At 54.8% G+C, this 24,161-nt stretch carries 18 protein-coding genes and 1 riboswitch; of the genes, 14 read left to right on the forward strand and 4 right to left on the reverse strand.

Annotated elements, in window-relative coordinates; all coding sequences use genetic code 11:
* Positions 1–20 precede the first annotated feature (20 nt).
* Positions 21–120: riboswitch (TPP riboswitch) on the forward strand.
* A 31-nt stretch (positions 121–151) separates the two neighbouring features.
* The 3 genes from thiB to thiQ are packed head-to-tail and all read left to right on the forward strand — an operon-like array spanning position 152 to position 3,412.
* Positions 152–1,135 (forward strand): thiamine ABC transporter substrate binding subunit, encoded by a 984-nt coding sequence (gene thiB / locus NAZ64_RS17320; RefSeq protein ID WP_220569404.1) that lies wholly within the window; start codon positions 152–154, stop codon positions 1,133–1,135.
* Positions 1,111–2,721: a thiamine/thiamine pyrophosphate ABC transporter permease ThiP gene (thiP, locus tag NAZ64_RS17325; protein ID WP_079900451.1), complete on the forward strand. Its 1,611-nt coding sequence runs from the start codon at positions 1,111–1,113 to the stop codon at positions 2,719–2,721. Before thiB ends, thiP begins: the two co-directional genes overlap by 25 nt.
* Complete coding sequence (thiQ, locus tag NAZ64_RS17330) at positions 2,705–3,412, forward strand: thiamine ABC transporter ATP-binding protein ThiQ (protein WP_000915973.1); 708 nt, start codon at positions 2,705–2,707, stop codon at positions 3,410–3,412. The genes thiP and thiQ overlap by 17 nt, the downstream gene beginning before the upstream one ends.
* 38 nt (positions 3,413–3,450) lie before the next feature.
* Here thiQ and NAZ64_RS17335 read toward each other — a convergent pair whose 3' ends face one another.
* Positions 3,451–4,218, reverse strand: coding sequence for a DedA family protein (locus NAZ64_RS17335; RefSeq protein WP_001148369.1), 768 nt, complete (start codon positions 4,216–4,218; stop codon positions 3,451–3,453).
* Positions 4,219–4,336: 118 nt separating this feature from the next.
* Positions 4,337–5,182: an arabinose operon transcriptional regulator AraC gene (araC, locus tag NAZ64_RS17340; protein ID WP_000852385.1), complete on the reverse strand. Its 846-nt coding sequence runs from the start codon at positions 5,180–5,182 to the stop codon at positions 4,337–4,339.
* Positions 5,183–5,522: 340 nt separating this feature from the next.
* Here araC and araB point away from each other — a divergent pair, with 340 nt between their 5' ends.
* The 3 genes from araB (at position 5,523) to araD (ending at position 9,581) form a co-directional block, all read left to right on the forward strand.
* Entirely contained in the window at positions 5,523–7,232 is a 1,710-nt protein-coding gene (gene araB, locus NAZ64_RS17345) for a ribulokinase (protein ID WP_220569406.1), read from the forward strand.
* 10 nt (positions 7,233–7,242) lie between these two features.
* The gene (gene araA, locus NAZ64_RS17350; RefSeq protein WP_061380318.1) at positions 7,243–8,745 is read left to right on the forward strand and encodes an L-arabinose isomerase; all 1,503 of its coding nucleotides are present in this window, start codon (positions 7,243–7,245) and stop codon (positions 8,743–8,745) included.
* Positions 8,746–8,885: 140 nt separating this feature from the next.
* Positions 8,886–9,581, forward strand: a complete 696-nt coding sequence (gene araD / locus NAZ64_RS17355; protein ID WP_000888683.1) for an L-ribulose-5-phosphate 4-epimerase — start codon at positions 8,886–8,888, stop codon at positions 9,579–9,581.
* Between the two features lie 5 nt (positions 9,582–9,586).
* On the opposite strand, the gene NAZ64_RS17360 is transcribed toward araD, so the two are convergent.
* Positions 9,587–10,006, reverse strand: a complete 420-nt coding sequence (locus NAZ64_RS17360; RefSeq protein ID WP_220569407.1) for a DUF4751 family protein — start codon at positions 10,004–10,006, stop codon at positions 9,587–9,589.
* Between the two features lie 718 nt (positions 10,007–10,724).
* On the opposite strand from NAZ64_RS17360, the gene NAZ64_RS17365 reads away from it, so the two are divergent.
* The 4 genes from NAZ64_RS17365 (at position 10,725) to rluA (ending at position 17,491) form a co-directional block, all read left to right on the forward strand.
* Complete coding sequence (locus tag NAZ64_RS17365) at positions 10,725–11,345, forward strand: YdcF family protein (protein ID WP_001628131.1); 621 nt, start codon at positions 10,725–10,727, stop codon at positions 11,343–11,345.
* Between the two features lie 43 nt (positions 11,346–11,388).
* On the forward strand, positions 11,389–13,740 hold the full coding sequence (polB, locus tag NAZ64_RS17370) for a DNA polymerase II (RefSeq protein ID WP_023228074.1): 2,352 nt from the start codon (positions 11,389–11,391) through the stop codon (positions 13,738–13,740).
* 173 nt (positions 13,741–13,913) lie between these two features.
* Entirely contained in the window at positions 13,914–16,820 is a 2,907-nt protein-coding gene (gene rapA / locus NAZ64_RS17375; RefSeq protein ID WP_001116966.1) for an RNA polymerase-associated protein RapA, read from the forward strand.
* Positions 16,821–16,831: 11 nt separating this feature from the next.
* A complete protein-coding gene (gene rluA / locus NAZ64_RS17380) occupies positions 16,832–17,491 on the forward strand; it encodes a bifunctional tRNA pseudouridine(32) synthase/23S rRNA pseudouridine(746) synthase RluA (protein WP_131046609.1) in 660 nt (219 codons plus the stop codon).
* 94 nt (positions 17,492–17,585) lie between these two features.
* Here the strand turns inward: rluA and djlA are convergent, their stop codons facing one another.
* Positions 17,586–18,398: a co-chaperone DjlA gene (gene djlA, locus NAZ64_RS17385; RefSeq protein WP_001200595.1), complete on the reverse strand. Its 813-nt coding sequence runs from the start codon at positions 18,396–18,398 to the stop codon at positions 17,586–17,588.
* Positions 18,399–18,651: 253 nt separating this feature from the next.
* Here djlA and lptD point away from each other — a divergent pair, with 253 nt between their 5' ends.
* From lptD to rsmA, 4 genes are read left to right on the forward strand one after another with little or no spacing between them, the layout of a single operon-like run.
* Positions 18,652–21,012, forward strand: a complete 2,361-nt coding sequence (gene lptD, locus NAZ64_RS17390) for an LPS assembly protein LptD (RefSeq protein ID WP_000746119.1) — start codon at positions 18,652–18,654, stop codon at positions 21,010–21,012.
* A gap of 53 nt (positions 21,013–21,065) precedes the next feature.
* Positions 21,066–22,352 carry a peptidylprolyl isomerase SurA gene (gene surA, locus NAZ64_RS17395; RefSeq protein WP_023182424.1) on the forward strand — a complete coding sequence of 429 codons (1,287 nt, stop codon included), beginning with the start codon at positions 21,066–21,068 and terminating at the stop codon, positions 22,350–22,352.
* Positions 22,352–23,341 carry a 4-hydroxythreonine-4-phosphate dehydrogenase PdxA gene (pdxA, locus tag NAZ64_RS17400; protein ID WP_220569408.1) on the forward strand — a complete coding sequence of 330 codons (990 nt, stop codon included), beginning with the start codon at positions 22,352–22,354 and terminating at the stop codon, positions 23,339–23,341. The genes surA and pdxA overlap by 1 nt, the downstream gene beginning before the upstream one ends.
* Positions 23,338–24,159 (forward strand): 16S rRNA (adenine(1518)-N(6)/adenine(1519)-N(6))-dimethyltransferase RsmA, encoded by an 822-nt coding sequence (gene rsmA / locus NAZ64_RS17405; protein ID WP_001065397.1) that lies wholly within the window; start codon positions 23,338–23,340, stop codon positions 24,157–24,159. Before pdxA ends, rsmA begins: the two co-directional genes overlap by 4 nt.
* Positions 24,160–24,161: the final 2 nt, after the last annotated feature.

Raw genomic sequence — 24,161 nt, forward strand, 5'->3', positions numbered from 1 at the left:
ACAAAATCACTACACTAACGCCGAACTCAACGGGGTGCCGCGCTCATGCGCGCGCTGAGAAAATACCCGTCGAACCTGATCCGGATAATGCCGGCGAAGGGATTTGAGGCTACCTCTCAAGTCCTTTGCCACTCTTTAACTGAGGTGCAAAGTGTTAAAAAAATATCTTCCGCTTTTACTCCTGTGCGCGGCGCCTGCTTTCGCCAACCCCGTTCTCACCGTCTATACCTACGACTCGTTCGCCGCCGATTGGGGGCCAGGCCCGGCGGTGAAAAAAGCGTTTGAAGCCGATTGCAACTGCGAGCTGAAACTGGTGGCGCTGGAGGATGGCGTTTCACTGCTCAACCGCCTGCGGATGGAGGGGAAGAACAGCAAAGCCGATGTGGTGTTGGGGCTGGACAACAATCTGCTGGAAGCGGCCACGCAAACTAAACTCTTTGCCAAAAGCGGCGTGGCGAATGAGGCGGTCAAGGTGCCCGGCGGCTGGAAAAACGACACATTTGTGCCGTTCGATTACGGCTATTTCGCCTTTGTCTACGATAAAAGCAAGCTGAAAAATCCGCCGAAAAGCCTGAAAGAACTGGTCGAGAGCGATCAAAAATGGCGGGTGATTTATCAGGATCCGCGTACCAGTACGCCAGGGCTGGGACTGTTACTGTGGATGCGCAAAGTCTATGGCGATAACGCGCCGCAGGCCTGGCAAAAACTGGCGGCCAAAACGGTGACGGTGACGAAAGGCTGGAGCGAGGCCTACGGTTTATTTCTGAAAGGTGAAAGCGATTTGGTGCTCAGTTACACCACCTCTCCGGCGTATCACATTATTGAAGAGAAGAAGGACAATTACGCCGCCGCGAACTTCAGCGAAGGCCATTACTTACAGGTAGAAGTCGCGGCGCGTACCGTCGCCAGTAAGCAGCCGGAACTGGCGGAGAAATTCCTCAAATTTATGGTTTCTCCGGCGTTTCAGAACGCCATACCCACCGGCAACTGGATGTACCCGGTAGCGGACGTCGCCTTACCCGCAGGGTTTGAATCATTGGCAAAACCCTCCACAACGCTGGAATTCACGCCGCAACAAGTGGCAGCACAACGCCAGGCATGGATTAGCGAATGGCAACGCGCCGTCAGCCGTTAATTCCCGGCTGGCTGATTCCGGGGCTGTGCGCCGCCGCGCTGATGATAACCGTCTCGCTGGCGGCCTTTCTGGCGCTTTGGCTGAACGCGCCGGCGGGCGCGTGGTCGACAATCTGGCGGGATAGCTACCTGTGGCATGTGGTGCGCTTCTCATTCTGGCAGGCGTTTCTGTCCGCAGTGCTGTCTGTGGTCCCGGCGGTTTTTCTCGCTCGCGCGCTTTATCGACGCCGTTTTCCTGGACGTCTGGCGCTGCTGCGTCTGTGCGCCATGACGCTGATTCTGCCGGTACTGGTTGCCGTGTTCGGTATTCTTAGCGTGTATGGCCGTCAGGGCTGGCTGGCCTCGCTGTGGCAGATGCTGGGGCTTCAGTGGACATTCTCCCCCTACGGCTTGCAGGGCATTTTACTGGCGCACGTCTTTTTTAATCTGCCGATGGCGAGCCGTTTGTTGCTGCAATCGTTGGAAAGCATTCCCGGCGAGCAGCGCCAGCTCGCCGCCCAGCTCGGTATGCGCGGCTGGCATTTTTTTCGTTTTGTCGAATGGCCGTGGCTGCGCCGCCAAATTCCGCCCGTCGCGGCGCTGATTTTTATGCTCTGCTTCGCCAGTTTCGCAACGGTCCTGTCGCTCGGCGGCGGCCCACAGGCCACCACTATCGAACTGGCTATCTTTCAGGCGCTCAGTTATGACTACGATCCTGCCCGCGCGGCGATGCTGGCATTAATCCAGATGGTCTGCTGCCTGGCGCTGGTACTGCTAAGCCAACGGTTGAGCAAAGCGATTGCGCCGGGGATGACGCTGACGCAGGGCTGGCGCGATCCTGACGATCGTCTCCACAGCCGTCTGACGGACGCCTTATTAATCGTGCTGGCGCTGCTGCTGCTGCTTCCGCCGCTGGTCGCCGTGGTGGTCGATGGCGTCAACCGCAGCCTGCCGGAGGTGCTGGCGCAACCCATTCTGTGGCAGGCTGTCTGGACATCGCTACGCATTGCGCTGGCGGCGGGCGTTCTGTGTGTGGTGCTGACCATGATGCTGCTGTGGAGTAGCCGCGAGCTACGCCAACGCCAGCAACTATTCGCCGGACAAACGCTGGAACTCAGCGGGATGTTGATCCTCGCGATGCCGGGGATCGTGCTGGCGACAGGCTTCTTTTTACTGCTCAATAATAGCGTTGGCTTACCGGAGTCCGCCGACGGCATCGTGATTTTCACCAATGCGCTGATGGCAATCCCCTACGCGCTAAAAGTCCTGGAAAACCCAATGCGCGATATTACCGCCCGTTATGGAATGCTGTGCCAGTCATTAGGAATTGAAGGCTGGTCGCGGTTAAAGGTCGTGGAACTTCGGGCGCTGAAACGTCCGCTGGCGCAGGCGCTGGCGTTTGCCTGCGTACTTTCTATCGGTGATTTTGGCGTCGTCGCGCTTTTCGGCAATGACAATTTCCGCACGCTGCCGTTTTATCTGTATCAGCAGATCGGCTCCTACCGCAGCCAGGACGGCGCGGTGACCGCGCTGATACTATTGCTGCTCTGCTTTACGTTATTTACCCTCATAGAGAAACTACCGGGCCGACATGCTAAAACTGATTGATATCACCTGGCTTTACCATCATTTGCCGATGCGTTTTACGCTGGCGGTAGAACGCGGCGAGCAGGTGGCGATTCTTGGCCCCAGCGGCGCGGGGAAAAGCACGTTGTTGAATTTAATTGCCGGTTTTCTTGCACCTGCCAGCGGTACGCTACTGATTGCCGGCGAAGATCATACGCTTACGCCGCCCTCACGCCGTCCGGTCTCAATGCTGTTTCAGGAGAATAATTTATTCAGCCATCTGAATGTGCAGCAAAATATCGGTCTGGGGCTAAACCCTGGGTTAACGCTAAATGCCAGCCAGCGGGAAAAACGGGACGCTATCGCACGTCAGATGGGCATTGAGAGTCTGATGGCGCGTTTGCCGGGCGAACTGTCCGGCGGCCAGCGTCAGCGGGTAGCGCTGGCGCGCTGCCTGGTACGTGAACAGCCGGTACTGTTGCTGGATGAACCGTTCTCCGCGCTCGATCCCGCGCTACGCCAGGAGATGCTGACGCTGGTCAGCGATATCTGCCGCGAGCGACAGCTCACGCTGTTGATGGTCTCGCACAGCGTGGAAGATGCGGCGCGAATTGCGCCCCGGTCAATCGTCGTGGCCGACGGACGCATTGCGTGGCAAGGCAAAACAGACGAGCTACTAAGCGGTCAAGCCAGCGCCTCAGCGCTATTGGGCATCAAATCCCATATTTTGTAGGCCGGATAAGGCGAAGCCGCCATCCGGCAAAGGAATCGTTAGTAACCCACAACTTTGCGCAGAATATCGATATATACCGGCATCAGCGGGTGGCGAACCAGCACCACCAGTGCGACCACGCCGATCCCGAGCGTCAACGGCGCCAGATACAGCAAACGGCTGCGGGGGAAATACGCGGTTAAACGATCGACTGCCGCTTTGCCGCTGCGCCACAGCCGCCAGCATAGCCAGCCTCCGACCCACAGCAGCAACGCCGTCGCCAGCAGCAGCCATTTGAAATCTCCGCTCTGCATATCGGAAGGAATATCGATTGCCGCTCCCGCCAGAATGCCCGGCAGGAAATAAAACGGCGGCCACAGCAAACAGCCAATCAAGTTCGGCCCAATAAATTTCGCCACGGGAAGATCCAGCATCCCTGCCACCATCGGCACCAGAGGCCTCGTCGGACCGACAAAACGTCCGACCAGGATCGTGAACATACTGTGCTGATGCAGCGCGTGTTCGGTTTTATCCAGCAGCGACTTGTTCTTTTTCATAAAAGACCAGCGGTGTAGCGGCTTTTTAAAGCGCCACCCCAGCCAGAACGAAATCCAGTCGCCCATCAGACAGCCGATAATACCCACCAGCCAGGCATGCCAAAAATTGAGCTCGCCGCTGCCGATAAGCGCGCCCAGCCCCGCCATCAGTACCGTACCGGGTAAAATCAACCCCACCAGCGCCAGAGATTCCAGGAAGGCGACCAGCAACACGGCGATAAGCGAATACAGAGTGGATTGGGTGATAAAGTGTTCCAGCAGTGCTTGCATAGTGTGTCCGTCAGCGTGATGAAGCAGGGATTCTGCTTACCCCGTCCCCCTTCGTCAAGCCGTCAATTATCCGAATAGTTACGGCTTATGACATCTTTGTGGACACATCATTCACTTTTTATTCACATCCGGCCCTGAACTCGCTAGGACTTGCCCCGGTGCATTTTTTAAATACCCGCGAAAAATAGAGCTGATCGTCAAATCCAACATTGCGCCCAACGGACGCTATCGGCATTCGCGTAGTGCTAAGCAGAAGTTTCGCCTGGCTGATACGCTGATCTTCGCGCCAGCTCAATACGCTAATGCCTAACTGCTGGCGGAACAGATGCGATAACCGGGAGGGCGACAGGCAGACATGCTGGGCGACGCTGGCGATATCAAAATGACTGTCTGCCAGATGGTCGCTGATATACTGGCAGGCATCGCGCACACGGCTATCCATCGGCGGATGCAACGACTCATTAATTACCGCCATACGTCTGAGCAACAACTGCTCCAGCAGATTGATCGCCAGTAGCTCAGAATAGCGACCTTCCCCTTGCCCGGCGCTGATGATCTGCCCGAACAGTTCGCTGAAATGCGGCTGGCGCGCCTCGTCCGGGCGGAAAAATCCTGTCTGGGCAAAGATTGTCGGCCAGGTCAGCCACTCCTGCCAGTAGGCGCGAGGCCGGAAATAAACCCACTGGTGATACCACTCGCTGGCGTCCGGATGCCGTCCATAGTGATGAATCTCGCCCGGCGGAAACAATAATATATCGCCAGGCCGACAGACAAACTGCTCGCCATTATTATTAATGACGCCTTCTCCGCGGATGGTCAGGTTAAGAATATATCCCTTCATGCCCAACGGACGATCGATAAAAAAATCCAGATATCCATTCGCTTCAATCGGCGTCAGCCCGGCGACCAGATGGGCATTAAATGAATATCCCGGCAATAGCGGATCATTTTGCGTTTCAGCCATGATTTATCTACCCCCCGATGTTCAGAGAAGAAACAAATTGTCCATATTGACCAGGACGACAGTGCTTACGTCTCCGCAAGACTTTGCGCTTGATGAAAGCACGTATCAACCCCGCTTGTGAAAAGCGCTTTGTAACAAAAGCGTACAGTTCAGGCGATAAAATTAAGTAACAGAAGTGTCTATAACTATGGCTGGAATGTCCACATTGAATATTTGCACAGCGTCACACTTTGCAAAGCATTAGCATTTTTGTCCATAAGATTAGCGGATCCTGCCTGACGGTTTTTGCCGCGACTCTCTACTGTTTCTCCATACCTGTTTTTCTGGATGGAGTAAGACGATGGCAATTGCAATTGGCCTCGATTTTGGCAGTGATTCAGTGCGCGCTCTGGCAGTGGACTGCGCCACCGGCGACGAGATCGCCACCAGCGTAGAGTGGTATCCGCGCTGGCAAGAAGGCCGTTATTGCGACGGCCCGAACAACCAGTTCCGTCATCATCCGCGCGACTACATGGAGTCAATGGAGGCCGCGCTGAAAGCCGTTTTGGCACAATTAAGCGCCGCGCAACGCGCAAATGTCGTTGGCATTGGCGTTGACAGCACCGGTTCTACGCCAGCGCCGATTGACGCCGACGGTAACGTCCTGGCGCTGCGTCCGGAGTTCGCCGAGAACCCGAATGCGATGTTTGTGCTGTGGAAAGATCACACCGCCGTGGAAGAGGCCGACGAAATCACTCGTCTGTGCCATAAGCCAGGCAAGGTCGACTACTCGCGCTATATTGGCGGCATTTACTCCAGCGAATGGTTCTGGGCGAAGATTCTGCACGTCACCCGTCAGGATAGCGCCGTCGCGCAGGCCGCCGTCTCGTGGATTGAACTGTGTGACTGGGTGCCGGCGCTGCTTTCCGGCACCACTCGCCCGCAGGATATCCGCCGTGGCCGCTGCAGCGCCGGGCACAAAACGCTGTGGCATGAAAGCTGGGGCGGCCTGCCGCCCGCGAGCTTCTTTGATGAACTCGATCCGTGCATTAACCGTCATCTGCGCTACCCGTTATTTAGCGAAACCTTCACCGCCGATCTGCCCGTGGGCACCCTGTGCGCCGAATGGGCGCAGCGCCTCGGCTTGCCGGAAAGCGTAGTGATTTCCGGCGGCGCGTTCGACTGTCATATGGGCGCGGTCGGCGCGGGCGCGCAGCCCAATACGCTGGTAAAAGTCATCGGCACGTCTACCTGCGACATTCTGATTGCGGATAAACAGAGCGTCGGGGATCGCGCCGTGAAAGGCATTTGCGGTCAGGTTGACGGCAGCGTGGTGCCGAACTTTATCGGTCTGGAAGCGGGCCAATCTGCTTTCGGCGATATCTACGCCTGGTTTAGCCGCGTGTTGAGCTGGCCGCTGGAACAACTTGCCGCGCAGCACCCGGAACTGAAAACCCAGATTAACGCCAGCCAGAAGCAGCTACTGCCAGCGCTCACCGACGCCTGGGCGAAAAATCCGTCCCTGGATCACCTGCCGGTGGTGCTCGACTGGTTTAACGGTCGCCGCACGCCATACGCTAATCAGCGTCTGAAAGGCGTCATTACCGATCTCAATCTCGCCACCGACGCGCCAGCGCTGTTTGGTGGTCTGGTCGCCTCGACCGCCTTCGGCGCGCGCGCCATTCAGGAGTGTTTTACCGATCAGGGTATCGCGGTCAATAACGTGATGGCGCTTGGCGGCATCGCCCGTAAAAATCAGGTCATTATGCAGGTCTGCTGCGACGTACTGAATCGTCCGTTGCAGATCGTCGCTTCCGACCAGTGTTGCGCATTAGGCGCCGCTATCTTTGCCGCCGTTGCCGCGAAGGTCCATGCCGATATTCCTGCCGCCCAGCAAAGCATGGCGAGCGCGGTAGAACGCACTCTGCGCTCCCGCTCTGAACAGGCGCAACGCCTCGAACAGCTTTACCGCCGCTACCAGCAGTGGGCGCTAAGCGCAGAACAACATTATCTTCCGACTGCCGCGCCGGCGCCAACGACCCCGGCCAATCAGGCAATCCTGACTCATTAAGGACACGACAATGACGATTTTTGATAATTATGAAGTATGGTTTGTGATTGGCAGCCAGCATTTGTATGGCGCAGAAACCCTGCGTCAGGTCACTCAACATGCCGAGCATGTGGTCAACGCGCTGAATACCGAAGCAAAACTGCCATGTAAACTGGTATTAAAACCGCTGGGCACCTCGCCGGATGAGATTACCGCCATTTGTCGTGACGCAAATTATGACGATCGCTGCGCAGGGCTGGTGGTCTGGTTGCACACCTTCTCCCCGGCCAAAATGTGGATCAACGGGCTGAGTATCCTTAACAAACCACTACTGCAATTCCATACCCAATTTAACGCCGCCCTGCCGTGGGACAGCATCGATATGGACTTTATGAACCTGAACCAGACTGCGCACGGCGGCCGCGAGTTCGGCTTCATCGGTGCGCGGATGCGCCAGCAGCACGCGGTCGTCACTGGCCACTGGCAGGATAAAGAGGCCCATACGCGTATCGGCGCCTGGATGCGCCAGGCGGTCTCTAAACAGGATACCCGCCAGCTAAAAGTCTGCCGCTTCGGCGACAATATGCGTGAAGTCGCAGTGACTGACGGTGATAAAGTGGCCGCGCAAATCAAATTTGGCTTCTCGGTCAATACCTGGGCGGTCGGCGATCTGGTGCAGGTGGTGAACTCCATCAGCGACGGCGATATCAACGCTCTGATTGACGAATATGAAAGCAGCTATACCCTGACGCCCGCCACCCAGATCCACGGCGATAAACGCCAGAACGTGCGGGAAGCGGCGCGCATTGAACTCGGTATGAAGCGTTTCCTGGAACAGGGCGGCTTCCACGCATTCACTACTACCTTTGAAGATTTACACGGTCTGAAACAGCTTCCGGGTCTGGCCGTACAGCGTCTTATGCAACAGGGCTACGGCTTTGCGGGCGAAGGCGACTGGAAAACCGCCGCTCTGCTTCGCATTATGAAAGTGATGTCAACCGGTCTGCAGGGCGGCACCTCATTTATGGAGGATTACACCTACCACTTCGAGAAAGGCAACGATCTGGTGCTCGGCTCGCACATGCTGGAGGTGTGTCCCTCCATCGCGGTGGAAGAGAAACCGATCCTCGACGTCCAGCACCTCGGCATTGGCGGCAAGGAAGATCCGGCGCGTTTGATTTTCAATACCCAAACCGGCCCGGCGATCGTCGCCAGCCTGATCGACCTCGGCGATCGTTATCGCCTGCTGGTCAACTGCATTGACACCGTAAAAACGCCGCACTCCCTGCCGAAACTGCCGGTGGCTAACGCGCTGTGGAAGGCGCAGCCGGATCTGCCGACCGCCTCCGAAGCGTGGATTCTGGCTGGCGGCGCGCACCATACCGTCTTCAGCCACGCGCTGGATCTGAACGATATGCGCCAGTTCGCAGAAATACACGATATCGAAATCGCGGTAATTGATAATGATACCCGTCTGCCGGCCTTTAAGGACGCGCTGCGCTGGAACGAGGTGTATTACGGGTTCAAACGTTAATTGGTGAAACGGATTGCCCGGCGGCACTGCATTTACCGGGCCTACGGTCCTGTAGGCCGAATAAGGCATTTGTGTCGCCATCCGGCACACCGTCGCTCGTAGGCCGGATAAGCGAAGCGCCATCCGGCAGGGAGAAAACAATGTTAGAAGATCTCAAACGCCAGGTACTGGAAGCTAATCTGGCGCTGCCAAAACACAACCTGGTCACCCTCACCTGGGGTAACGTTAGCGCCGTCGATCGCGAACGCGGCGTACTGGTGATTAAGCCGTCCGGCGTCGATTATAGCGTCATGACCGCTGACGATATGGTGGTGGTCAGCCTGGAGAGCGGTGAAGTCGTTGAAGGTCATAAGAAACCGTCGTCCGATACGCCAACCCACCGTCTGTTGTACCAGGCATTTCCGACTATCGGCGGCATCGTACACACCCATTCGCGCCACGCGACTATCTGGGCGCAGGCGGGTCAGCCGATTCCGGCGACGGGAACCACCCATGCCGACTATTTCTACGGTACGATTCCCTGCACTCGCAAAATGACCGAGGCGGAAATTAATGGCGAGTATGAATGGGAAACGGGCAATGTCATTGTTGAAACCTTTGAAAAACAAGGTATTGACGCTGCTCAAATGCCCGGCGTGCTTGTCCATTCGCACGGCCCGTTTGCCTGGGGTAAAAATGCCGAGGATGCAGTGCATAACGCCATCGTGCTGGAAGAAGTGGCCTATATGGGGATCTTCTGCCGCCAGCTTGCGCCGCAGTTGCCCGACATGCAGCAATCCCTGCTGGATAAACACTATCTACGCAAACACGGCGCAAAAGCCTATTACGGGCAGTAATGCCTCTAAAAACGCGTCCCATGGGGGGCGCGTTGATGAGTCTGGTCGGTGATATATTCAGCAAATGCGCTTTGATAGACGTAATTATCAGAACTCACATATTCAATAATATTATCATAATGTCCCTGCAACACTTTTCCTTCCAGCGCATGGAAGAAAATATAATCTTCGATTGTTGACTGCCAGCGTTGCCCATTTAACAGATAGTTAATAATGGTATCCCGATGTCCGTTTTTTCTGTCGTGTCCTTGCCAGTGAAAAAAAGCATTGCCGTTTTCAATAATTTCGGTACGCCAAATCTGATCTGTCCATGTTTTATACTCAAAAAATCGACTCACGGTTTTTATGGAAGGGTTAGCGCGTTGAGTATTGACGAAAAGATAATGGTCGTTCCCTACCGGACACGCCTGCATATTCACATTCATAAAAGATAATTCCCGAACACCACACATTTTGATAAAAACACCCGCACCTGAAAGTCAAAATAAAATTATATTCTAAAATAAAAATTAAATTATGCAGAGAGTTCCCGACGAATTCGCACTGTAATCCATTTTTATTTAACCATAGCGGCCAATTGGAATATTATATTTCTACCTGACGGTGCGGATGTTTCAAATGAAATTCTTACACTTTTCATTAATTAAAACAAACAAAAAATATCGCTTTTTTGTTAATCCGAGAAATAAGTAACAGATTCGAGCAAGCACTATTCTGAAAAATACTTAATGTATGGAAACAGACTTGACACAAAACAGCCAACCTATGGATAAAAATTGTAAATAAACATGATTCAAAATTAGCAGTTATAGGATAATTATATCAGCTGTCTACACCAGCGTCATTATACCCTTCATACTTCGAGTTGCTTATGTGTTGGCTACGGATTACTCGGCCCATCCATGGGCCTCGCCCTGACGGGCCGTCGCACGCGACGTTCAAATCTGCTCCCGGCAGATTTGTCGATCACCCCAGTCACATAGTTATCTATGCTCCTGGGGCCTCACTCCCTTGCCGCCTTTAAGCAACTCGAATTATTTTGGGTATATATTGATAAATATACGTCAGCAAAAATATCTGACGCTAAAAATCCTTTTATCGTTAAAATATCCATTACACCCGTCACGGGGAACGAACTCATTCATGAAATATCGCTACATCACCAGAATCGCGGCAGGCATAATTCTCATTATGGCCACGGTGTTTATCAATAACGCTATCGCTATTTATCAGTTCAGTCAGCAAGACCAGACGCGCGTAGCTGACTGCGCGATTGTCGCAGGAGCAGGCGTTAGCGGAAAAACGCCTTCTCCCGTTTTTCAGGCCCGACTGGATCATGCCATCTGGCTTTACCAACAACACATTGTCCGCGCGTTGGTATTAACCGGCGGCTACGGCGCTGGCGCAACGGTTTCCGACGCGGCGATAGCCCGTCAATACGTTCTGGAAAAAGGCATTCCGGCTAAGGCGATTTTTATTGAAGAGCGCTCTACCGTGACGCGCGAAAATATTCGTTACGCAAAACAGATACAGCGGCAACAACAATGGCGCACAGCGTTACTGGTCAGCGATCCGCTGCATATGCTGCGTCTGAAAACTATCGCTCAGGATAATGGTATCGATAGCCGCTCATCACCCACGCGATCCACCCGCTATAAATCCTGGTGGGCGAAAACCCGCTTCTTACTGCGAGAAACTTTTTATTACAGCGGATATCGGCTTTTACGTTATATGCCTGTACAAAATAACAGTATTACCCCCTAAAACAGGTTATAATTAGCGTGAATTTTTTAGACAGGTAATCATCGTGGCGCAGGCAGGTTTCATTTTAACCCGGCACTGGCGGGATACGCCGCAAGGAACGGAGGTCTCTTTCTGGCTGGCGACAGACAACGGCCCTGTGCAGGCGACGCTGGCGCCGCAAGAGTCCGTGGCGTTTATTCCGACCAGCCAGACCTCCCGCGCCGCCTCGCTGCTACAGGCGGAAAAAGACTATCGCCTGACGCCGCTCCAGCTGCGAGACTTTCATCGTCAGCCGGTCTCCGGTCTGTATTGCCGTACTCACCGCCAGCTTATGCGGATGGAGAAACTGCTGCGCGAAAACGGCGTCACCGTTTATGAAGCGGATGTACGCCCGCCGGAACGTTACCTGATGGAGCGTTTTATTACGTCGCCCGTTTGGGTAGACGGCGAGATGCGCAACGGCGTTATCCGCAATGCGCGTCTTAAACCCCACCCCGACTATCGACCGCCGCTAAAATGGGTCTCGCTGGATATCGAAACCACGCGACACGGCGAACTGTATTGCATTGGTCTGGAAGGCTGCGGCCAGCGTACCGTTTATATGCTGGGCCCGGCGAATGGCGATGACCGCCAACTGGACTTCGAGCTTGTGTATGTCGCCAGCCGCCCGCAGTTGCTGGAAAAACTCAACGCCTGGTTTGCCGAGCATGATCCTGACGTCATCATCGGCTGGAACGTGGTGCAGTTCGACCTGCGTATGCTGCAAAAACATGCCGAACGCTACCGTATCCCTTTACGGCTGGGGCGAGACAATAGCGAACTGGAGTGGCGCGAACATGGCTTCAAAAACGGCGTTTTTTTCGCCCAGGCCAGAGGGCGAGTCATTATCGATGGTATCGACGCGCTTAAATCCGCGTTCTGGAATTTTTCGTCTTTTTCGCTGGAAGCCGTCTCGCAGGAACTGCTCGGCGAAGGAAAATCCATTGATAATCCCTGGGATCGTATGGATGAGATCGATCGTCGCTTTGCCCAGGATAAACCCGCCCTCGCCACCTACAACCTGAAAGACTGCGAGCTGGTCACGCGCATTTTCCATAAAACCGAGATCATGCCGTTTTTGCTGGAACGCGCGACGATCAACGGCCTGCCGGTCGATCGCCACGGCGGTTCAGTCGCCGCATTCGGGCATCTTTACTTTCCGCGAATGCACCGCGCCGGCTATGTCGCGCCCAATCTCGGCGAAGTGCCGCCGCTGGCAAGTCCCGGCGGCTACGTAATGGATTCACAACCCGGATTATACGATTCAGTACTGGTGCTGGATTATAAAAGCCTGTACCCGTCGATTATCCGCACGTTTTTGATTGATCCCGTCGGGCTGGTCGAAGGCATGGCGCAGCCGGATCCGGAACACAGTACCGAAGGTTTCCTTGACGCCTGGTTTTCACGAGAAAAGCACTGCCTGCCGGAAATTGTTAGCCAAATCTGGCACGGGCGCGATGAAGCCAAACGTCAGGGTAATAAACCGCTCTCGCAGGCGCTTAAAATCATTATGAACGCCTTTTATGGCGTACTCGGCACCACGGCCTGTCGCTTTTTCGATCCCCGTCTGGCGTCGTCAATCACCATGCGCGGCCATGCGATTATGCGCCAGACCAAAGCGCTGATTGAGGCGCAGGGTTATAACGTAATTTATGGCGATACCGATTCCACTTTCGTCTGGCTCCGGCGCGCGCATTCAGAAGCCGACGCGGCGGAAATCGGGCACAGGCTGGTGCGTCACGTGAACGAATGGTGGGCGCAGACGTTACAACAGCAAAATTTGACCAGCGCGCTGGAGCTGGAGTTTGAAACCCACTTTTGCCGTTTTCTGATGCCGACCATCCGCGGCGCGGATACTGGCAGTAAAAAACGCTACGCGGGCCTGATTCAGGAAGGCGACAGCCAGCGCATGGTATTTAAAGGTCTGGAAACGGTGCGGACCGACTGGACGCCGCTGGCGCAGCGCTTTCAACAGGAGCTGTATCTGCGCGTTTTTCGCAATGAACCTTATCAAGACTATGTGCGTGAGACTATCGATAAACTGATGGCGGGCGAACTGGACGCGCAGTTGGTTTATCGTAAGCGTCTGCGTCGCCCTTTACATGAGTACCAACGTAACGTTCCGCCGCACGTTCGCGCCGCCCGGCTGGCGGATGAACAAAACCTGAAGCAGGGTCGTCCGGCGCAGTATCAGAATCGCGGCGCCATAAAATATGTCTGGACTGTTAACGGCCCCGAGCCCGTGGATTACCAGCAGTCGCCGCTGGATTACGAACACTATCTTACCCGCCAGCTACAACCCGTGGCGGAAGGAATTCTTCCCTTCGTTGAAGATAATTTTGCTACACTACTGACCGGGCAACTGGGGTTATTTTGACGCGTGACGAAAGCGCCGCCTTCCAGTACCATAGCGCCCTTTCCATTCCTGGACCTAATTAACGCCACTACCACATTAGCCTGGTAGCGGGGTCGTATACTCGCAATTATCCAGTGCTGTCGCCTGGGAATGGCGAGTAATGCCTGCAATTAAAGATATAGAGCCGAACACATATGCCTTTTACACTTGGTCAACGCTGGATCAGCGATACAGAAAGCGAGCTGGGACTTGGAACCGTTGTTGCGATGGATGCGCGAACCGTCACCTTACTTTTCCCGTCCACGGGGGAAAACCGCCTGTATGCGCGCAGTGATTCTCCCGTGACCCGCGTCATGTTCAACCCTGGCGATACGATTACAAGCCATGAAGGCTGGCAGCTACATATCGATGAAGTAAAAGAAGAAAATGGCCTGCTTGTTTATGTCGGCACCCGCCTGGATACCGAAGAGACCAATGTGACGTTGCGCGAAGTTCTGCTCGACAGCAAGTTGGTTTTCAGTAAGCCCCAGGATCGTCTGTTCGCCGGTCAAATCGATCGAATGGATCGGTTCGCGCTGCGCTATCGCGCCCGTAAATTTCAGAGCGAGCAGTACCGGATGCCATACAGCGGCCTGCGCGGTCAGCGGACCAATCTGATCCCGCATCAGCTTAATATCGCTCATGATGTGGGTCGTCGCCACGCGCCGCGCGTACTGCTGGCGGATGAAGTGGGCTTAGGTAAAACCATTGAAGCCGGGATGATTCTGCATCAACAGTTATTATCCGGCGCGGCGGAACGCGTATTGATCATCGTTCCGGAAACCCTGCAACACCAGTGGCTGGTAGAAATGCTGCGCCGTTTCAACCTGCGCTTCGCGCTGTTCGATGACGAACGCTATACCGAAGCGCAACACGACGCGTATAACCCGTTTGAAACCGAACAACTGGTGATCTGCTCGCTGGATTTCGCCCGCCGTAATAAGCAGCGTCTGGAACATTTGTGCGACGCCGAGTGGGATTTGCTGGTGGTCGACGAAGCGCATCATCTGGTGTGGAGTACCGATGCGCCGAGCCGTGAATATATGGCCATCGAACAGTTAGCTGAACGCGTACCGGGCGTGCTGCTGCTGACCGCCACGCCAGAACAGCTGGGGATGGAAAGCCATTTCGCCCGTCTGCGCCTGCTCGATCCGAACCGTTTCCACGATTTCGAACAGTTTGTCGAAGAACAGAAAAACTACCGCCCTGTCGCCGATGCGGTGGCCATGCTGCTGGCGGGCAATAAACTCAGCAACGACGAACTGAACAGGCTGGGCGATCTGATCGGCGAACAGGATATTGAACCGCTGTTGCAGGCCGCTAATAGCGATCGCGACGACGCGCAGGCCGCCCGTGATGAGCTGGTGTCGATGCTGATGGATCGCCACGGCACCAGCCGCGTTCTGTTCCGCAACACCCGTAACGGCGTCAAGGGGTTCCCGAAACGTGAACTGCATACGGTAAAACTGCCGCTGCCGACCCAGTATCAGACCGCCATTAAGGTCTCCGGCATTATGGGCGCGCGTAAAAGCGCGGAAGATCGCGCCCGCGATATGCTCTATCCGGAACAAATTTATCAGGAGTTCGAAGGCGATACCGGCACCTGGTGGAACTTCGACCCACGCGTTGAGTGGCTGATGGGCTATCTGACCAGCCATCGTTCGCAAAAAGTGCTGGTGATCTGCGCTAAGGCGACCACCGCGTTACAGCTGGAGCAGGTGCTGCGCGAACGCGAAGGCATCCGCGCCGCCGTGTTCCATGAGGGCATGTCGATTATCGAACGCGATCGCGCCGCCGCCTGGTTCGCCGAAGAAGATACCGGCGCGCAGGTGCTGTTATGTTCCGAAATCGGCTCCGAAGGACGTAACTTCCAGTTTGCCAGCAATCTGGTGATGTTCGACTTGCCGTTTAACCCGGATCTGCTGGAACAGCGTATTGGTCGTCTGGATCGTATCGGCCAGGCGCATGATATCCAGATCCACGTCCCGTACCTGGAAAAAACCGCCCAGTCGGTGCTGGTTCGCTGGTATCACGAAGGGCTGGACGCCTTTGAGCACACCTGCCCGACCGGTCGCGCGATTTATGATTCAGCCTACGCCAGTCTGATTAACTATCTGGCCGCGCCTGAAGAAACCGACGGGTTTGACGATCTGATCAAATCCTGCCGCGAACAGCATGAAGCGCTAAAAGCCCAGTTAGAACAGGGCCGCGACCGCCTGCTGGAGATCCACTCCAACGGCGGAGAAAAAGCCCAACAGCTCGCACAAAGCATTGAAGAACAGGACGACGACACCAACCTGATCGCGTTCGCCATGAACCTGTTCGATATCGTCGGCATTAACCAGGACGATCGCGGCGACAATCTGATCGTGCTGACGCCGTCTGACCACATGTTGGTGCCGGATTTCCCCGGCCTGCCGGAAGACGGCTGTACTATCACGTTTGAACGTGACGTAGCCCTGTCTCGCGAAGATGCGCAGTTTATTACCTGGGAACATCCGCTCATCCGTAACGGACTGGATCTGATCCTCTCCGGCGATACCGGCAGCAGCACCATTTCGCTGTTGAAAAATAAAGCGCTGCCAGTCGGCACGCTGCTGGTCGAACTGGTTTACGTCGTGGAAGCGCAGGCGCCGAAACAGCTACAACTGAACCGCTTCCTGCCGCCGACGCCGGTACGTATGCTGTTAGATAAAAACGGCAACAATCTGGCCGCCCAGGTCGAGTTTGAAACCTTCAACCGTCAACTCAGCGCCGTGAATCGCCACACCGGCAGCAAACTGGTGAACGCCGTGCAACAGGACGTCCACGCCATTTTGCAACTGGGCGAGACGCAGATTGAAAAGTCCGCCAGAGCGCTGATTGATAACGCGCGTCGCGAGGCGGATGAAAAACTGTCCGGGGAACTGTCGCGTCTGGAAGCGCTGCGCGCCGTCAACCCGAACATCCGCGACGACGAACTTGCCGCTATCGACAGCAACCGTCAGCAGGTGCTGGAAAGCCTGAATCAGGCAGGCTGGCGTCTGGACGCGCTGCGTCTTATCGTCGTCACGCACCAATAACGGAGCCGTACATGGGGATGGAAAACTACAATCCGCCGCAGGAACCCTGGCTGGTTATCCTGTATCAGGATGAGCACATTATGGTGGTCAATAAGCCCAGCGGCCTGTTGTCCGTGCCGGGGCGTCTGGAAGCGCACAAAGACAGCATTATGACGCGTATCCAGCGCGACTACCCGCAGGCAGAGTCGGTGCATCGTCTGGATATGGCCACCAGCGGCGTGATTGTAGTGGCGCTGACCAAAGCCGCGGAGCGGGAGCTAAAACGCCAGTTCCGCGAACGTGAGCCGAAAAAGCAGTATATGGCGCGCGTATGGGGGCATCCCTCCCCGGCGGAAGGACTGGTCGACTTACCGCTCATCTGCGACTGGCCGAACCGGCCAAAGCAGAAAGTATGTTATGAAACCGGCAAACCGGCGCAAACGGAATATAACGTGGTGGAGTTTGCGGCGGATAATACCGCCCGCGTGGTGCTCAAACCGATCACCGGACGTTCACATCAGCTTCGTGTGCATATGCTGGCGTTAGGCCACCCGATTTTAGGCGATCGGTTTTACGCCTCGCCGGAAGCGTTGTCGCTGGCGCCGCGTTTGCAGTTACACGCCGAAATGCTGACCATTACCCATCCCGCTTACGGTAACAGCATGACGTTTAAAGTCCCGGCAGATTTTTAAATTCTGAGCCAATTTATGCCGGGGCGCTTCGCTTGCCCGGCCTACATTCATTAACGTAGGCCGGATAAGGCGCTAGTCGCATCCGGCAATTCAATCACTTGAAGCCTTTCTGTTCTTTGATTAGCTCATACGCTTTCTGAATTTCCTGCGCTTTTTGCTTCGCCATTTCCATCATTTCCGGCGGTAAACCTTTCGCGACCAGTTTGTCCGGATGATGCTCGCTCATCAGTTTGCGATAAGCGCGTTTAATGGTGGTTGCATCGTCGGTGGTTTTAACCCCCAGCACATTACAGGCATCTTCCAGCGTCGGGCCGCGCTGCGCCTGCTGCCAGCCGCCGCCGGACTGTTGATGATAACCGCCGCCAAACTGCGCGCCGCCCTGCATCATGCGCAGAAACTGATCGAACTGTACGCGGGAAATACCTAACTCTTCCGCAATCACATACAGCACTTCCCGCTCATTAGGGTGTAACGAGCCATCGGCAAACGCCGCCTGGATCTGAATTTCCAGAAACATCCGGATCAGATCAAAACGCCCGAAGCAGACGCTACGAAACTGCCGCATCTTTTCACGTAATGGGTAATTATCCGCTTTTCCGACCCGAAAGGCGTTCTGCGCGGCAGTACGTGAATCGCCGTGTAAATTCATGCGATCCATCAACTGACTGGCGATATGAATATCTGCTTCCGTCACCCGTCCTTTTGATTTGGTTAAGTGGCCCATCACCTCAAAGGTGGTGGCAAAAAACAGCGCCTGCCGTTCCCGCTGGTTGGCAAACCACGCCATTTTTCGGCTGCGGGCTTTGTCGAACATATGGCCCACCAGCAGACCCAGGACCACGCCCCAAAAGCCGCCGCCCATCATCAGGGCTACGGCGACGCCAATTATCTTTCCCCAGTACTGCATAGACTCCCCAAAACGTTACGCTATCGGTGAGGCTATCTCCCACAAAATAAGGTGCTTTTCTGCGAATGAAGGCTACGGTCAATTGTGGGACATCGCCTATAATTTGCATTATCATACCTGTCATTCAATGCCGTGCCTAACACCACAGACGCTAAACGGCAGGATTAACACTGGCGCAGCGAAGATGAGTAAGTTAGGCTGTGACCGTTTGTCACGCGCAACGCTACCGATGATGGAACAATAAATACAACGTATGAAAAAACGTATTCCCACTCTTCTGGCCACCATGATCGCCAGCGCCCTTTATAGTCATCAGGGGCTGGCAGCCGATCTCGCCTCACAGTGTATGTTGGGCGTGCCGAGCTACGATCGTCCTCTGGTAAAAGGCGATACCAACGATCTGCCGGTTACTATCAATGCCGATAACGCTAAAGGTAACTACCCGGACGATGCCGTTTTTACCGGCAACGTGGACATTATGCAGGGGAATAGCCGCCTGCAAGCGGATGAAGTGCAGCTTCATCAGAAGCAGGCGGAAGGTCAGCCGGAACCTGTACGCACCGTCGATGCGCTGGGTAATGTGCATTATGATGACAATCAGGTCATCCTTAAAGGGCCGAAGGGCTGGGCGAACCTGAACACCAAAGACACGAACGTCTGGGAAGGCGATTACCAGATGGTGGGCCGTCAGGGGCGCGGTAAAGCCGATCTCATGAAGCAGCGCGGCGAAAACCGTTATACCATTCTGGAAAACGGCAGCTTTACCTCCTGTCTGCCTGGCTCCGATACCTGGAGCGTGGTGGGGAGTGAAGTCATCCATGACCGTGAAGAACAGGTTGCGGAGATCTGGAACGCCCGGTTTAAAGTAGGTCCGGTTCCGATCTTTTATAGCCCCTATTTACAGCTACCCGTCGGTGACAAACGTCGCTCAGGTTTCCTGATCCCGAACGCGAAATACACGACCAAGAACTATTTCGAGTTCTACTTACCGTATTACTGGAACATCGCGCCCAATATGGACGCCACCATCACCCCGCACTATATGCACCGCCGCGGCAATATTATGTGGGAGAACGAATTCCGTTATCTCACGCAGGCAGGCGCCGGGTTGATGGAATTAGATTATCTGCCTTCTGATAAAGTCTACGAGGACGAACATCCCAAAGAGGGCGATAAGCACCGCTGGTTATTCTACTGGCAGCACTCAGGCGTGATGGATCAGGTGTGGCGTTTTAACGTCGATTACACCAAAGTCAGCGACTCCAGCTACTTTAATGATTTCGACAGTAAGTACGGTTCCAGTACCGACGGCTACGCAACGCAGAAATTCAGCGTCGGCTACGCCGTACAAAACTTTGACGCTACGGTGTCGACCAAACAATTCCAGGTCTTTAACGATCAAAACACCAGCAGCTACTCTGCGGAGCCGCAGTTAGACGTTAACTACTACCATAACGATCTCGGGCCGTTTGATACCCGGATTTACGGCCAGGCGGTACATTTCGTCAACACAAAAGACAATATGCCGGAAGCGACCCGCGTCCACCTGGAGCCAACCATTAATTTGCCGCTCTCCAACCGATGGGGCAGCCTGAACACCGAAGCGAAGCTGATGGCGACGCACTATCAGCAAACGAATCTGGACAGCTATAACAGCGATCCAAACAATAAAAATAAGCTGGAAGATTCGGTTAACCGCGTCATGCCGCAGTTTAAAGTCGACGGTAAGCTCATCTTCGAACGCGATATGGCGATGCTGGCGCCGGGGTATACCCAGACGCTGGAACCACGCGTGCAGTACCTGTATGTGCCGTACCGCGACCAGAGCGGCATCTATAACTACGATTCTTCTTTGCTGCAATCCGACTATAACGGCCTGTTCCGCGACCGCACTTATGGCGGTCTCGACCGTATTGCTTCCGCCAACCAGGTCACGACCGGCGTCACAACACGCATTTATGATGATGCCGCCGTTGAACGTTTTAACGTTTCTGTTGGTCAAATCTACTATTTCACGGAGTCTCGCACCGGCGATGACAACATTAAATGGGAGAATGACGACAAAACCGGTTCGCTGGTTTGGGCAGGCGACACTTACTGGCGTATTTCAGAACGCTGGGGGCTGCGTAGCGGAGTGCAGTACGATACCCGTCTGGATAGCGTCGCTACCAGCAGCAGCAGCCTCGAATACCGTCGGGATCAGGATCGTCTGGTACAGTTGAACTACCGCTATGCCAGCCCGGAATATATTCAGGCTACGTTGCCTTCGTATTATTCCACGGCAGAGCAGTATAAAAACGGCATCAACCAGGTGGGCGCGGTGGCAAGTTGGCCGATTGCCGATCGCTGGTCGATTGTCGGCGCGTACTACTTCGATACCAATTCGAGCAAACCTGCAGACCAGATGCTCGGCTTGCAGTACAACTCTTGCTGCTATGCGATCCGCGTCGGATACGAACGTAAGCTGAACGGTTGGGATAACGATAAACAACACGCGATTTATGATAACGCGATTGGCTTCAACATTGAGCTGCGCGGTTTGAGCTCTAACTACGGCCTCGGCACGCAAGAAATGTTGCGTTCGAACATTCTGCCGTACCAAAGCTCTATGTAATCTGATTGATTTACAACGTAATCCGCATTGCGGTTAATTGAAATGGAAAAAGTATGAAGAACTGGAAAACGCTGCTTCTCGGTATCGCCATGATCGCGAATACCAGTTTCGCTGCCCCCCAGGTAGTCGATAAAGTCGCAGCCGTCGTCAATAATGGCGTCGTGCTGGAAAGCGACGTTGATGGCTTAATGCAATCAGTCAAACTCAACGCGGGTCAGGCAGGTCAGCAGCTTCCGGACGACGCCACGCTGCGTCACCAGATCCTGGAACGTTTGATTATGGATCAAATTATCCTGCAGATGGGTCAGAAGATGGGGGTGAAGATCACTGATGAGCAGTTGGATCAGGCCATCGCCAACATCGCCAAACAAAACAATATGACGATGGATCAGATGCGCAGCCGTCTGGCTTACGATGGGCTGAACTATTCAACCTACCGTAACCAGATTCGTAAAGAGATGATTATCTCTGAAGTGCGCAACAACGAGGTTCGTCGCCGTATCACCGTTTTGCCGCAAGAAGTTGACGCGCTGGCAAAACAGATTGGCACCCAAAACGACGCCAGCACCGAGCTGAACCTGAGCCATATCTTGATTGCTCTGCCGGAAAACCCAACCTCCGAGCAGGTTAACGATGCACAGCGCCAGGCGGAAAGCATTGTTGAAGAAGCGCGTAACGGCGCAGATTTTGGCAAACTGGCGATTACCTACTCTGCCGACCAGCAGGCGCTAAAAGGCGGTCAGATGGGCTGGGGCCGCATCCAGGAGCTGCCGGGGATTTTCGCCCAGGCGCTGAGCACTGCGAAGAAAGGCGACATTGTCGGCCCGATTCGCTCCGGCGTCGGCTTCCACATTCTGAAAGTAAATGACCTGCGCGGTCAGAGCCAGAGTATCTCCGTGACCGAAGTTCACGCTCGTCACATTCTGCTTAAGCCGTCGCCGATCATGACCGATCAGCAGGCGCGCCTGAAGCTGGAAGAAATCGCGGCTGACATTAAGAGTGGTAAAACCACATTTGCCGCTGCGGCGAAAGAGTACTCTCAGGACCCAGGCTCCGCTAACCAGGGCGGTGATTTGGGTTGGGCTACGCCAGATATTTTCGATCCGGCGTTCCGTGACGCGCTGACGAAGCTGCATAAAGGCCAAATAAGCGCGCCGGTACACTCCTCTTTCGGCTGGCATCTAATCGAATTGCTGGATACGCGTAAGGTAGACAAAACCGATGCGGCGCAGAAAGATCGCGCTTATCGTATGCTGATGAACCGTAAATTCTCAGAAGAAGCGGCGACCTGGATGCAAGAACAGCGCGCCAGCGCTTACGTTAAGATTTTGAGTAACTAATGAGCAGTGCGCAACGCGTTGTTATCACTCCCGGCGAACCCGCCGGGATTGGCCCCGACCTTGTTGTCCAACTGGCGCAACGCGCGTGGCCGATTGAACTGGTCGTCTGTGCGGACGGCGCGCTCCTGACGGAGCGGGCCGCCATGCTCGGCCTGCCCCTCTCGCTTCTCCCTTACTCGCCTGATATCCCCGCTGCGCCGCAGCCCGCAGGAACGCTGACCCTATTGCCGGTCTCGCTGCGCGCGCCTGTCATCCCCGGTCAGTTGACGGTAGAAAATGGCCCCTATGTGGTAGAGACGCTGGCGCGAGCGTGTGATGGCTGTCTGAACGGTGAATTTGCCGCGCTGATCACAGGCCCCGTGCACAAAGGCGTTATTAACGACGCAGGCATTCCGTTTACCGGTCATACCGAGTTTTTCGAAGAGCGTTCGCAGGCGAAAAAAGTCGTGATGATGCTGGCAACCGAAGAACTTCGCGTTGCGCTGGCGACCACGCATCTGCCGCTACGGGCGATTGCAGACGCCATCACCCCTGCGCTTTTGCACGAAGTGATTGCTATTTTGCATCACGATTTGCGGACCAAATTTGGTATTGCCGAACCGCGCATTCTTGTCTGTGGCCTGAATCCGCACGCGGGCGAAGGCGGTCATATGGGCACGGAAGAGATAGACACCATCATTCCGGTGCTCGACGAGCTGCGGGCGCAGGGGATGAAACTCAACGGGCCGCTACCTGCTGATACGCTGTTTCAGCCCAAATATCTCGATAATGCCGACGCGGTGCTGGCGATGTACCACGATCAGGGCCTGCCCGTGCTAAAATACCAGGGATTCGGTCGGGGAGTGAATATTACGCTCGGCCTACCTTTTATTCGAACCTCCGTTGACCACGGCACCGCGCTTGAACTGGCAGGTCGTGGAAAAGCGGATGTCGGCAGTTTTATTACGGCGCTTAATCTCGCCATCAAAATGATTGTTAATACCCAATGAATAATCGAGTCCATCAGGGCCATTTAGCCCGTAAACGCTTCGGGCAAAACTTTCTCAACGATCGGTTTGTGATCGACAGTATTGTTTCTGCTATTAATCCGCAAAAAGGCCAGGCGATGGTTGAAATCGGCCCCGGTCTGGCGGCGCTGACGGAGCCGGTCGGCGAACGACTGGATAAGCTCACGGTCATTGAACTTGACCGCGATCTGGCGGCGCGTTTGCAAACCCATCCGTTCTTAGGGCCGAAGCTGACTATTTATCAGCAGGACGCCATGACCATGAACTTTGGCGAACTGTCTGCGCAGTTGGGCCAACCGCTGCGTGTGTTCGGCAATCTGCCCTATAATATCTCCACCCCGCTGATGTTCCATCTCTTTAGCTATACTGATGCCATTGCCGACATGCACTTTATGTTGCAAAAAGAAGTGGTAAATCGTCTGGTTGCAGGGCCGAACAGCAAAGCGTATGGTCGTTTAAGCGTGATGGCGCAATATTACTGTCAGGTGATCCCGGTGCTTGAAGTGCCGCCATCCGCCTTCACGCCGCCGCCCAAAGTGGACTCCGCCGTGGTGCGTCTGGTTCCACACGCAACAATGCCTTACCCGGTTAAAGATATTCGCGTGTTGAGCCGTATTACCACCGAGGCTTTTAACCAGCGCCGTAAAACGATCCGTAACAGTCTCGGCAACCTTTTTAGCGTTGAGACGTTGACGGAAATGGGTATTGACCCGGCAATGCGCGCGGAAAATATCTCTGTCGCGCAGTACTGCCAGATGGCCAATTATCTGTCGGAAAACGCGCCTTTGAAGGAGAGTTAAAC

Source organism: Salmonella sp. A1325 (assembly GCF_056991255.1).

Bases quoted from the DNA above. Each gene is read 5' to 3' on its own strand.
- thiP (WP_079900451.1), top strand. From the start codon at position 1,111: ATGGCAACGCGCCGTCAGCCGTTAATTCCCGGCTGGCTGATTCCGGGG.
- thiQ (WP_000915973.1), top strand. From the start codon at position 2,705: ATGCTAAAACTGATTGATATCACCTGGCTTTACCATCATTTGCCGATG.
- NAZ64_RS17335 (WP_001148369.1), bottom strand. From the start codon at position 4,218: ATGCAAGCACTGCTGGAACACTTTATCACCCAATCCACTCTGTATTCG.
- araC (WP_000852385.1), bottom strand. From the start codon at position 5,182: ATGGCTGAAACGCAAAATGATCCGCTATTGCCGGGATATTCATTTAAT.
- araB (WP_220569406.1), top strand. From the start codon at position 5,523: ATGGCAATTGCAATTGGCCTCGATTTTGGCAGTGATTCAGTGCGCGCT.
- araA (WP_061380318.1), top strand. From the start codon at position 7,243: ATGACGATTTTTGATAATTATGAAGTATGGTTTGTGATTGGCAGCCAG.
- araD (WP_000888683.1), top strand. From the start codon at position 8,886: ATGTTAGAAGATCTCAAACGCCAGGTACTGGAAGCTAATCTGGCGCTG.
- NAZ64_RS17360 (WP_220569407.1), bottom strand. From the start codon at position 10,006: ATGAATGTGAATATGCAGGCGTGTCCGGTAGGGAACGACCATTATCTT.
- NAZ64_RS17365 (WP_001628131.1), top strand. From the start codon at position 10,725: ATGAAATATCGCTACATCACCAGAATCGCGGCAGGCATAATTCTCATT.
- rapA (WP_001116966.1), top strand. From the start codon at position 13,914: ATGCCTTTTACACTTGGTCAACGCTGGATCAGCGATACAGAAAGCGAG.
- rluA (WP_131046609.1), top strand. From the start codon at position 16,832: ATGGGGATGGAAAACTACAATCCGCCGCAGGAACCCTGGCTGGTTATC.
- djlA (WP_001200595.1), bottom strand. From the start codon at position 18,398: ATGCAGTACTGGGGAAAGATAATTGGCGTCGCCGTAGCCCTGATGATG.
- lptD (WP_000746119.1), top strand. From the start codon at position 18,652: ATGAAAAAACGTATTCCCACTCTTCTGGCCACCATGATCGCCAGCGCC.
- surA (WP_023182424.1), top strand. From the start codon at position 21,066: ATGAAGAACTGGAAAACGCTGCTTCTCGGTATCGCCATGATCGCGAAT.
- pdxA (WP_220569408.1), top strand. From the start codon at position 22,352: ATGAGCAGTGCGCAACGCGTTGTTATCACTCCCGGCGAACCCGCCGGG.
- rsmA (WP_001065397.1), top strand. From the start codon at position 23,338: ATGAATAATCGAGTCCATCAGGGCCATTTAGCCCGTAAACGCTTCGGG.